Source organism: Klebsiella sp. B345, assembly GCF_051131735.1.
GTDB lineage: Bacteria > Pseudomonadota > Gammaproteobacteria > Enterobacterales > Enterobacteriaceae > Klebsiella.
In genome coordinates this window covers 3,713,898-3,725,304 of record NZ_CP180443.1, presented here as the reverse complement: position 1 = coordinate 3,725,304, position 11,407 = coordinate 3,713,898, and the positions used below count along the sequence as shown (strand labels likewise).

Below are 11,407 nucleotides of genomic sequence, written 5' to 3'. Positions count from 1 at the left end.
GATAAACACCAACAGGCTTATGCCTGCCTGGCCAGCCCAAAGAACTCGCGGGCCGTTAACTCATCACGTGCAATTTGCGCCTTTAGCTCATCAAGCGACGCAAATCGCTGCTCGTTACGTATTTTCTTACGCAGTATTACATCTATATGGCGACCATAGAGGTCCATTACAACGTCCAGAAGGTGCACTTCCAGCTGCTGGCGAACGCCAGCAACCGTTGGACGGGTGCCAATATTGGCGACGCCTACTAGCGGTTTGTCGCCTAAGCCTGTTACTTCAACCGCATAGACCCCTTTCACCGGGGAAACCTGGCGGCGCAGCGGTAGGTTCGCCGTCGGAAAACCAATAGTGCGTCCCAGCTCATCGCCGTGAACCACTCGCCCGGAAATAGCAAAAGGATGTCCCAGCAGGGTTTCAGCCTGTTCGAGATCGTCATCCGCCAGCGCCTGACGCACCGCGGTGCTGCTGATACGCACACCACCTTCACAGTAGGTTTGGGTACTGGTCACGTCAAAGCCGTATTCTGTTCCTGCTTTTTGTAATAGCAAGAAATCCCCCTGGCGACCAGCGCCAAAGCGGAAATCATCGCCGACCGCAAGGAACTGCACGCCCAAACGGCGCACCAGCAGTTCACTGATAAAATCCTGAGCGGTCAGTGCGGCAAAGCGTCGGTCAAAACGCACGCACAGCACATAGTCAACGCCGCTCTCAGCCAGATAGCTCAGTTTTTCCCGTAGCCGCGTTAAACGTGCGGGTGCCTTGTCGGCGGCGAACAACTCCAGCGGCTGTGGTTCGAAAATCATCACCACCACCGGTAAACCACGCTGGCGGCCCTCTGCGCGCAAACGCTGCAGCAGCGCCTGATGCCCGCGATGCACACCGTCAAAATTACCAATGGTCAGCACGCACCCGTGCGGCGCCTGACTGAGATTATGTATGCCGCGTATCAGCTTCATGTCTGGCTCAAAACAGTGAAAATCGTCCGAGTATACCTTGTACAACTGACGACGTTAACCAGCGATTGCACCTCTTCACCGAAAGATCCCGGTAATTCATCAACTCAGCGTAGGAATGCGGCAAAAACTCGTCGGGGTCATCGATTTTTATGGTGGAAAGGCTGTATTCGCCAGCAACAAGCTGGTAGAATCTTGCGCCATCACTACGTAATAAAGCGTTGTTGTTTTAAGCGGCGCTTATTTGCACAAATCCATTGACAAAAGAAGGCTAAACGGGCATTCTCCTCGGCCTTTGAATTGTCCATATAGAACACATTTGGGAGTTGGACCTTGGCTAATATCAAATCAGCTAAGAAGCGCGCCGTTCAGTCTGAAAAGGCCCGCAAGCACAACGCTAGCCGTCGCTCTATGATGCGTACTTTCATCAAGAAAGTATACGCAGCTATTGAAGCTGGCGACAAAGCTACTGCACTGAAAGCATTTAACGAAATGCAACCAATCGTGGACCGTCAGGCTGCTAAAGGTCTGATCCACAAAAACAAAGCTGCGCGTCATAAAGCAAACCTGACCGCTCAGATCAACAAACTGGCTTAATCGCCCGTCTGTTATCGCTTTGAAAAAAACCCGCGAAAGCGGGTTTTTTTATGTCTGTTATTTGCGCCCGGTAACGCCGCTCGCGCAATACTTTACGGCTGTGGTACGGTGAAGAGCGACGAGTAGTCACGATTGCAAATACGCTGTACCGCCGGGTGCTGAATCATCCTCTCGGCGAAAATGGCGTGGTACTCCTCCATCACATTATCCATCCGGCCGATCTCAATAATTGACTCATCCTGATAGAAATCGTGGGCATAAAGCGTTGGCGCCACGAAAATTGCGTTATGTGCCGCCCCAAATGCCTTCATCAGTGCCGCATCGTCAAACTCGCCGAGGATCTCAACCTTCAGCCCCTGCGAATTAAACCAGTTGAGAAGCTTGCGACCAAGCATCGAACGACGGCCAGGGATCAGCAGGCGGCGCTCCTCAAGACAGGCGGGGAACGGTTTCTCTGGCGGTGGGTTCATGCACCAGAAGCTCACGCTGCACTCGCCAATACGCACCGAAAACAGCCCTTCCTGCTGAGTAGAGTCGATAGGACAGTCAGAGATAATCATATCCAGCTTGTGCTGGCTGAGTTGCTCCAGCAGCATTTCGTGGGTCGACTCAAAACAGCGTAAATGAATCTGCTCATCCTCAACCACTGCTGCATCCAGCACGCCGCTCACCAGACGTTTCGACAAGGCATCGGCGACGCCAACGTCGAACAGCAGGTTAGACTCTTTGCGGTAATTCACGATATCGAGCATTTCCTGGCTGAGGGTGAACATCCTGTCCGCGTAGCGGAACACCAGTTCGCCCAGCTCACTCGGCTCGAGCCCCCTGCCCTTACGCTTAAACAGTTTCCCCTGCAAACGCTCTTCAAGCGCTTTGATCTGCCCGGTGATGGTTTGCGGCGTCAGGAACAGCGCCTCCGCCGCGCCAACAACGGAGCCTTCCTTATAAACGTGCCAGAAGTAATAAAGATGGTTGTAGTTAATATGTGACATGTTTCACTCCCTGATAATGTCAGGGAGAGCCACCACAGGCTCTCCCTCGAATGTTAGACAGCAGCCGTATTCGCGACGCGCTGGCGAAGGATCGTATACCCGGTAACCGCCGAGAGGACGGAGCCAATCAGGATACCCAGCTTAGCCCAGTTGATGAGCCCAGGGTCGACGTTACCGAAGGCCAGACTGGCGATGAAAATCGACATGGTGAAGCCGATGCCGCACAGAATCCCGACCGCCACGATTTGTTTGCAGGTGGTGCCTTGAGGCAATGAAGCCCACTTTAATTTCAGCGCCAGCCAGCAGAACAGACCGATACCCAGCGGCTTACCGATAAACAGCCCGGCAATAATGCCCATCGGCAGCAGCGAGGTCAGTCCTTCAATCGTCACACCCTGCAACGAGACGCCGGCGTTCGCAAAGGCAAACAACGGCAGAATCAAATACGCCACCCACGGATGCAGCACATGCTCAAGCTGCTTCGCAGGTGACTTGCCGCCCTGCTCTTTTAGCGGGATCATAAAGCCGACAATCACCCCGGCTAACGTCGCGTGAACGCCGGACTTCAATACCGCGGTCCACAGCACTGCGCCCACCAGAATATAGATGCCGGTACGCCGCACGCCGCACAGATTCATGGCTGCCAGCACGATGATGGCCCCTGCAGCGACAACCAGCGACAATACGGAAAGATCGTTGGTATAAAACAGGGCGATAATGATGATTGCCCCTAAATCGTCGATGATCGCCAGCGCCATCAGGAAGATTTTCAGCGCCGGTGGTACACGGCTGCCCAGAAGTGCCAGCACGCCCAAGGCAAACGCGATGTCAGTTGCCGCCGGGATCGCCCAGCCCTCTCGGGTGATCGGGTCCTGAGCGTTAAACGCCAGATAGATCAACGCAGGAACCACCATGCCACCCAGCGCGGCCACAACAGGGAAAATGGCCTGACGGCGGCTGGCTAGCGCGCCCTGCATCATCTCGCGCTTCACTTCCAGGCCAATCAGCAGGAAGAAAATCGCCATCAGCGCGTCGTTAATCCACAGCAGCATGTTCTTGTTGATTTCTAATGCGCCAACACGCAGCTGTACGGGAGTGTCTAAAAAAGAGTGATACAGGCCGGTAGTGGCGCTGGTGTTAGCCAGCAGCATCGCCAACACGGCCGCACAAATGAGGATAATGCCCCCTGAAGCATCGCTACTGAAAAAACGCTGCAGATGTTTCACTTTTACTCTCTCTATTAAGGCTAATTCATCGATTAAACTATTCTAGTCGCCATAACATTTCGAAAAAATAAGATTATTATTGCTAAATAGATCGGTTTTAACGATCTAATCGTAGCACATCATCAAAGTGCAACACGGAAATCGGCATCACTAACGTAGCGTGGGTCAGAAACAAAAAAGCCACTTAACGATGAAGTGGCTTTTTTAAATTGCAGAAGCTTAGCGGGTCAGGTCGTCGAAGAATTTCTTCACGCCATCAAAGAAATTTTTGGAGCGCGGGCTGTTTTTCTCACCCGTTGGTCCGCCAAAACTTTCCTGCAGATCCTTCAGCAACTGTTTCTGTTTGTCGTTCAGTCCGACCGGTGTTTCAACCACCACGCGGCACAGCAGGTCGCCCTGAGCACCACCACGCACGGATTTCACACCTTTACCGCGCATGCGGAACAGTTTGCCGGTCTGCGTTTCGCCAGGCACTTTGAGATTCACCCGGCCGTCCAGCGTCGGGACTTCAATCTCGCCGCCGAGGGCTGCCATGGTGAAGTTAATCGGCACTTCGCAGTACAGGTTATTGCCTTCACGCTCAAAAATAGCGTGCTGCTTAACCTGGACCTGAACGTACAGATCGCCCGCCGGAGCACCGTGCTCGCCCGCTTCGCCTTCACCTGACAAACGAATACGATCGCCGGTATCCACGCCAGCCGGGATTTTAACCGACAGGGTTTTGGTTTTCTCTACGCGACCGTGGCCGTGACATTTGTTGCACGGATCTTTAATCAGCGTACCGCGTCCCTGACAGTGCGGACAGGTCTGCTGAACGGCGAAGAAGCCCTGACGCATCTGCACCTGGCCCTGACCATGACAGGTCGGACAGGTCTGCGGTTTGCTGCCAGATTTCGCGCCGCTGCCGTGGCAGACGTCGCACTCTTCCAGCGTCGGGATACGAATCTCTTTGGTCACGCCGCGAACGGCTTCTTCCAGCGTAAGATCCATGTTGTAACGCAGGTCAGCGCCACGCGCCGCACGCTGACGACCACGACCGCCGCCAAAGATATCGCCGAACACGTCGCCAAAGATATCGCTGAAGTCGGCACCACCGCCAAAACCACCGCCGCCACCGCCCATGCCACCTTGTTCAAAGGCGGCGTGGCCGTATTGATCGTAGGCCGCACGCTTCTGGTCATCAGTCAGGATTTCATACGCTTCTTTGATTTCTTTGAATTTCGCTTCGGCTTCTTTATCACCCTGGTTACGGTCCGGGTGGTATTTCATCGCCAGGCGCTTATAGGCCTTTTTGATTTCACGCTCTTCCGCTGTTTTGGAAACGCCTAAAATCTCGTAATAATCTTGCTTTGCCATTGGTGTTTTTCAGCCCCTTAACATGCGTGCACGGGCGGAGAGGAAACCTCTTCGCCCGTGCCAGTGTTTTACCCGTTCAAAGGGCGATTATTTTTTGTCTTTCACTTCTTCAAACTCGGCGTCAACGACGTCGTCGTCTTTCGCGTTGCTTTCGGAAGCTTCAGCACCGCCAGCCTGTTGCTGAGCGTGTTGCTGTTGAGCAATTTCCATCAGCTTCTGAGAAGCCTGTGCCAGCGCCTGCATTTTCGCTTCGATATCGGCTTTATCTTCACCTTTCAGGGAAGCTTCCAGCGCGGTCAATGCAGATTCGATCGCAGTTTTGTCGTCAGCCGGCAGTTTGTCGCCTGCTTCTTCAACCTGCTTACGGGTGCTGTGCAGCAGATGGTCACCCTGGTTGCGGGTCTGTACCAGTTCTTCGAACTTACGGTCAGATTCAGCATTCGCTTCCGCATCGCGAACCATTTTTGCAATCTCTTCTTCGTTCAGACCGGAAGAAGCTTTGATGGTGATTTTCTGCTCTTTACCGCTATTTTTGTCTTTCGCGGACACGTGCAGGATACCATCAGCATCGATGTCGAAGGTGACTTCGATCTGCGGCATACCACGCGGTGCCGGGTTAATCCCATCCAGGTTGAACTGACCCAGTGATTTGTTATCAGAGGCGCGTTTACGCTCACCCTGAATCACATGGATAGTTACCGCAGACTGGTTGTCTTCTGCAGTAGAGAACACCTGGCTATGTTTAGTCGGGATAGTGGTGTTCTTGTTGATCAGCGCAGTCATCACGCCGCCCATGGTTTCGATACCCAGAGACAGCGGAGTAACGTCGAGCAGCAGAACGTCTTTCACTTCACCAGTCAGTACACCACCCTGAACCGCAGCACCGATCGCCACAGCTTCATCCGGGTTAACGTCTTTACGCGGCTCTTTACCAAAGAATTCAGCCACTTTCTTCTGAACCATTGGCATACGAGTCTGACCACCGACCAGGATAACGTCCTGGATATCGGAAACGGACAGGCCCGCATCCTGCAGAGCAACTTTCAGCGGCTCGATGGAACGGTTCACCAGGTCTTCGACCAGGGATTCCAGTTTCGCACGAGTCACTTTGATGTTCATGTGTTTCGGACCGGTGGCATCTGCAGTGATGTACGGCAGGTTCACGTCGGTCTGCTGTGCGGAAGACAGCTCGATTTTCGCTTTTTCTGCCGCTTCTTTCAGGCGCTGCATCGCCAGCGGGTCGTTACGCAGGTCGATGCCCTGATCTTTCTTAAACTCGTCAACGAGGTAGTTGATCATACGGCTGTCGAAGTCTTCACCACCCAGGTGGGTATCACCGTTGGTCGCCAGAACTTCGAAGGTTTTTTCGCCGTCAACTTCGTCGATTTCGATAATAGAGATATCGAAAGTACCACCACCGAGGTCGTAAACCGCAATAGTACGGTTGCCGACTTCTTTATCCAGACCGTAGGCCAGTGCAGCAGCGGTCGGTTCGTTGATAATACGTTTGACTTCCAGACCTGCGATACGACCGGCGTCTTTCGTTGCCTGACGCTGAGCATCGTTGAAGTAAGCAGGTACGGTGATAACAGCTTCAGTTACCGGCTCACCCAGGTAATCTTCCGCGGTTTTCTTCATTTTTTTCAGCACTTCAGCAGAGATCTGCGGCGGTGCCATTTTCTGACCTTTCACATCAATCCATGCGTCGCCGTTGTCGGCGCCGATGATTTTGTACGGCATGATGGATACATCACGCTGAACTTCTTCGTCCTGGAAGCGGCGACCAATCAGGCGTTTAATCGCAAACAGGGTGTTTTGCGGGTTAGTCACTGCCTGACGTTTAGCCGGCTGACCTACCAGGATTTCGCCGTCCTGAGTGTAAGCAATGATAGAAGGCGTGGTGCGGTCGCCCTCGGCGTTCTCCAGCACACGAGCAGTAGTACCATCCATAATCGCGACACAAGAGTTGGTTGTCCCCAGGTCGATACCAATAATTTTACCCATCTAAACGTCTCCACTAAAAATTCGATCAACATGTGGTTGTGAACCTGTAATAAGGGCGAAACCTACGGTTTCAACTGCCCGGTCATGATTTTTTTCAGGTTCATTCACTGCGGTTGACTACAAGATGGGGTCGCCTGCCGCTTCATCAAGGGGGGAGATTAAAAATTTTTTATCTTTCTCTCATTCAGTGGGACACAGGAATTCAGGATATCGGCATAAATAGCAGGTGAAAAAGTAAGAACCAACGCCGACGATAACCCCGTCAGACGGCGATCGAGCCAGACAGGTGGCGATGAATCTTCCGCATTTTCCGGTACCTGCGTAAATTGGCGAAAAATACCTCGCCAGATCATAGACAGTTATCCCGCGCCTCATTATTATGCCGCGCCCCGCCACCGAGTCGCGGGGTAATGCTTCCCTTTCTAATCATTATTTTGAGGAATTATGGGCAACACTAAGTTGGCTAATCCGGCACCGCTGGGCCTTATGGGTTTCGGCATGACCACTATTCTGCTTAACCTGGCAAATAGCGGCCTGTTCGCGTTTGATGTAGCTATCCTGGCGATGGGCATTTTTTACGGCGGCATTGCGCAGATTTTCGCAGGCCTGCTGGAATTTAAAAAAGGCAATACCTTTGGTTTAACGGCTTTTACTTCCTACGGCGCCTTCTGGCTGACGTTGGTTGCCATTCTCCTGATGCCGAAAATGGGCCTGGCAGAAGCGCCGAATGCGCACTTCCTGGGCATGTATCTCGGACTGTGGGGCGTCTTTACCCTGTTTATGTTCTTCGGAACGCTGAAAGCTGCACGTATGCTGCAGTTCGTGTTCCTGAGCCTGACCGTACTGTTTGCACTGCTGGCAATCGGTCACCTGGCTGATAACGAAGGCATCGTAAAAATCGCGGGCTGGATTGGTTTAGTCTGCGGCGGTAGCGCCATTTATCTGGCGATGGGTGAAGTCCTGAACGAGCAGTTTGGTCGCACCGTACTGCCTATCGGCGCGCCTCACTGATAGCACATACCCTCGTCCCGGCGGGACGAGGGTTGTCATGCGTTAAGGCAGATGCGGCACTTCAGCGCCTTTTGCCGCCACATCACGATACTTTCCCTGCCGCAGCCAGATCCCCAAGCCTAATCCCATCAACGACAGCGCCAGCACGTACCAGGCAGGAGCCATCGGCGACACCCCCATTAACATGGTGACCGCAATCGGCGTCAGGCCGCCAAAGATCGCGTAAGAGACGTTATAAGAGAAAGAGATACCGGTAAAACGCACTTCTGCCGGGAAGGCCCGCACCATCACGTAAGGCACCGCCCCCACGACACCAACGCACAATCCTACCGTGCCATACAGTAGGAACAGCTGCTCGGGACTGTCTCCTGAAAGGTGATAGAACGCCCAACTGGAAGCCGCCAGTAACAGGCTGCCGACAATGAACGTGCGGCTGGCGCCAAAACGGTCCGCCGCCAGCCCTGCCAGCAGGCAGCCGAAGCACAGCATAATCGTCGCAATGCTGTTGGCCTGTAGGGTGATCGCTGGCGCATAGCCGTAATGTTTTTGCAGCCACACCGGTGACATCAGAATCACCACCACGATGCCGGCGGATAACAGCCAGGTCAGCAGCATGGAAACCACCACCGCTTTCTGATGCTTCAGCACCACCGATTTAACCGGCAATTCCTGCGCTAACGCTTTACGCTGCTGCATCTCAAGGAAGATCGGCGTCTCCTGTAGCCAGCGGCGTAAATACATCGCCACCAGGCCAAACACGCCGCCCAGCAGGAAAGGGATACGCCAGCCGCCATCATGAACGCCCTGTGGCGTCATGCTGGTATTTATTAGGGTGGCCACCACCGAACCCAACAGAATACCGACCGTCAGACCGGCGGTCAGGGTACCGCAGGCGATGCCAATCCGTTTTTCCGGAACGTGTTCGGCAACAAACACCCAGGCGCCAGGCACTTCACCGCCAATGGCCGCCCCTTGCAGCAGGCGCATCAGTAACAGCAGTAACGGTGCCGCAAGCCCGATCGATGCATAGGTCGGCAGCAGGCCAATCGCCAGCGTCGGCAATGCCATCAGCAGAATGCTCAGGGTGAACATTTTTTTGCGCCCGACCAGATCGCCAAAGTGGGCCATGATAATCCCGCCTAACGGACGAGCCAGATAGCCGGCGGCAAAAATGCCGAACGTCTGAACCTGGCGCAGCCATTCTGGAATATCAGCCGGGAAAAACAGTTCGCCGACGACGGCGGCGAAGAAGACGAAGATAATGAAGTCATAAAACTCCAGCGCGCCACCCAATGCAGCCAGCGTCAGCGTTTTATAATCCTGTCGATTCAGAGGTCGGGTATGTTGTGACATAACGAGCAGTTCATCCAGAGGTGTGTAGAGTTATCACGCAATGTGTAAAGTAAAAAACACTATATCGTAAATAAAACAGCACACCACCGACAATGCAGGTTATGTCAGGAAAGTATTAAATTCAGGATAAAGTTTCGCGCCTTGCGCTTTTAGGGCGAAAAGCCGCTACAACATCGCCGTCTGTCTCGACATATGGCCCTTCAAGCAGCTGTACACAATAAGGTACACTTGCGAAAACCCCATGCACCAGCACCTTGCCCTCGGCATCTTTGACGCCTTCAAGCGTTTCCTGAATGGCTTTTGGCTGGCCTGGCAGATTCAAAATCAGCGCCTGCTTGCGGATCACGCCCACCTGACGAGAAAGGATCGCCGTTGGCACAAAGTGTAGGCTAACCTGGCGCATTTGCTCGCCAAAACCCGGCATAACGCGATCGGCAATAGCCAGCGTCGCATCCGGCGTGACGTCGCGTCTGGCAGGACCGGTCCCGCCGGTGGTTAACACCAGATGGCAGCCCATCTCGTCCACCAGCTCACACAGCGTCTGTTCGATAATCACCTGCTCATCAGGGATTAAGCGGGTCTCCAGCTCAAAGGGGGTCGTCAGCGCACGCGCCAGCCACTCTTCCAGTGCCGGGATGCCTTTATCCTGATAGACGCCGCTGGAGGCGCGATCGGAGATGGAAACTAAGCCGATTCGTAAGGTATTCATCGTTATTCCGTTCAAACTGTGCAATTAGACGGAATGATACACGCTGGAGGGAAATACAGACAGGGCTCAAAAGAAGTAGCGTGACCGGGAGCCCGGTCACGCCGCAATGATTACAGCAGATCGCCGATCATTTTTTCCAGTTTTTCCTGGTCGATTGCAAACTTACGGATACCTTCCGCCAGTTTGTCTACCGCCATCGGATCCTGGTTGTGCTGCCACAGGAACTGGGATTCGGTGATGCGTTCCGGGCGCGCTTTCACTTCGCCGCTGAACGTCAGTTTACGCTCGATAGCGCCTTCGCTTTCTGCCAGCTCTTTCAGCAGAGCCGGTGCGATGGTCAGGCGGTCGCAACCAGCCAGCTCAAGGATTTCACCGACGTTACGGAAGCTTGCACCCATCACCACGGTTTCATAACCGTGCTGCTTGTAGTATTCGTAGATTTCACTGACGGACACCACGCCCGGATCTTCAGCCGGCGCGTACTCTTTCTTATCCGTGTTTGCTTTGTACCAATCGAGGATACGGCCCACGAACGGAGAGATCAGGAATACACCTGCTTCCGCACAAGCGCGAGCCTGAGCGAAGGAGAACAGCAGCGTCAGGTTACAGTTGATGCCTTCTTTTTCCAGCTGCTCGGCGGCACAGATGCCCTGCCAGGTAGAAGCCAGTTTAATCAGAATGCGATCGTTACCGATGCCTGCGTCGTTGTACAGCTTGATGATGCGTTTCGCTTTGGCGATAGAAGCCTGCGTGTCATAGGAGAGACGCGCATCAACTTCAGTCGAAATACGGCCTGGAATCAGCTTAAGAATTTCGAGACCAATGTTCACCGCCAGCTTATCGGAAGCATCGATAATCTGCTGCGCGCGATCGCTGCTCTGGCTACGAGCCCATACGACAGCGTCATCAATCAGCTTACGGTACTCAGGAATCTGAGCCGCGCCGAGAATCAAAGAAGGGTTAGTTGTGGCATCCTGAGGCTGATACAGCTTCATTGCCGCAATATCTCCGGTATCAGCTACGACAGTGGTGTACTGACGCAGAGAGGTCAATTTATCCGTCATGATAGTGTTTCTCTTAAACAGCAGTTAAGGGGATGTAACCGGTCTGCCAAGATGATAACACGCTGCATCTTCAGCGCAACAGCGGACCATGCAAGAGCGCAGAGTGTGATAAACTGGATAAATTAATTCTCTGAATGCTAAG

Annotated in this window: 10 protein-coding genes; 2 read left to right on the top strand and 8 right to left on the bottom strand. The window is 53.5% G+C overall.

The window, feature by feature from the left end:
• Positions 1–17: 17 nt before the first annotated feature.
• Positions 18–956 (bottom strand): bifunctional riboflavin kinase/FAD synthetase, encoded by a 939-nt coding sequence (gene ribF / locus ACMYSO_RS17535; RefSeq protein ID WP_434666349.1) that lies wholly within the window; start codon positions 954–956, stop codon positions 18–20.
• Between the two features lie 330 nt (positions 957–1,286).
• Between ribF and rpsT the strand changes: the two genes are divergently transcribed.
• On the top strand, positions 1,287–1,550 hold the full coding sequence (rpsT, locus tag ACMYSO_RS17530; RefSeq protein ID WP_003018940.1) for a 30S ribosomal protein S20: 264 nt from the start codon (positions 1,287–1,289) through the stop codon (positions 1,548–1,550).
• Positions 1,551–1,642: 92 nt separating this feature from the next.
• Here the strand turns inward: rpsT and nhaR are convergent, their stop codons facing one another.
• The 4 genes from nhaR to dnaK all read right to left on the bottom strand — a co-directional run bounded on the left by nhaR (position 1,643) and on the right by dnaK (position 7,128).
• Positions 1,643–2,542: a transcriptional activator NhaR gene (nhaR, locus tag ACMYSO_RS17525; RefSeq protein WP_123757573.1), complete on the bottom strand. Its 900-nt coding sequence runs from the start codon at positions 2,540–2,542 to the stop codon at positions 1,643–1,645.
• Positions 2,543–2,595: 53 nt separating this feature from the next.
• Positions 2,596–3,768 carry a Na+/H+ antiporter NhaA gene (gene nhaA, locus ACMYSO_RS17520; RefSeq protein ID WP_434666346.1) on the bottom strand — a complete coding sequence of 391 codons (1,173 nt, stop codon included), beginning with the start codon at positions 3,766–3,768 and terminating at the stop codon, positions 2,596–2,598.
• A gap of 219 nt (positions 3,769–3,987) precedes the next feature.
• The gene (gene dnaJ / locus ACMYSO_RS17515) at positions 3,988–5,124 is read right to left on the bottom strand and encodes a molecular chaperone DnaJ (protein ID WP_123757575.1); all 1,137 of its coding nucleotides are present in this window, start codon (positions 5,122–5,124) and stop codon (positions 3,988–3,990) included.
• 87 nt (positions 5,125–5,211) lie between these two features.
• Positions 5,212–7,128 carry a molecular chaperone DnaK gene (dnaK, locus tag ACMYSO_RS17510; RefSeq protein ID WP_434666344.1) on the bottom strand — a complete coding sequence of 639 codons (1,917 nt, stop codon included), beginning with the start codon at positions 7,126–7,128 and terminating at the stop codon, positions 5,212–5,214.
• A gap of 444 nt (positions 7,129–7,572) precedes the next feature.
• Between dnaK and satP the strand changes: the two genes are divergently transcribed.
• A complete protein-coding gene (gene satP, locus ACMYSO_RS17505; RefSeq protein ID WP_045860029.1) occupies positions 7,573–8,139 on the top strand; it encodes an acetate uptake transporter in 567 nt (188 codons plus the stop codon).
• A gap of 42 nt (positions 8,140–8,181) precedes the next feature.
• Here satP and ACMYSO_RS17500 read toward each other — a convergent pair whose 3' ends face one another.
• The 3 genes from ACMYSO_RS17500 to tal form a co-directional block, all read right to left on the bottom strand.
• Positions 8,182–9,492 (bottom strand): MFS transporter, encoded by a 1,311-nt coding sequence (locus tag ACMYSO_RS17500; RefSeq protein WP_434666342.1) that lies wholly within the window; start codon positions 9,490–9,492, stop codon positions 8,182–8,184.
• Positions 9,493–9,613: 121 nt separating this feature from the next.
• Positions 9,614–10,201: a molybdopterin adenylyltransferase gene (gene mog / locus ACMYSO_RS17495; RefSeq protein ID WP_123757578.1), complete on the bottom strand. Its 588-nt coding sequence runs from the start codon at positions 10,199–10,201 to the stop codon at positions 9,614–9,616.
• Between the two features lie 110 nt (positions 10,202–10,311).
• On the bottom strand, positions 10,312–11,265 hold the full coding sequence (gene tal, locus ACMYSO_RS17490; protein ID WP_123757579.1) for a transaldolase: 954 nt from the start codon (positions 11,263–11,265) through the stop codon (positions 10,312–10,314).
• Positions 11,266–11,407: the final 142 nt, after the last annotated feature.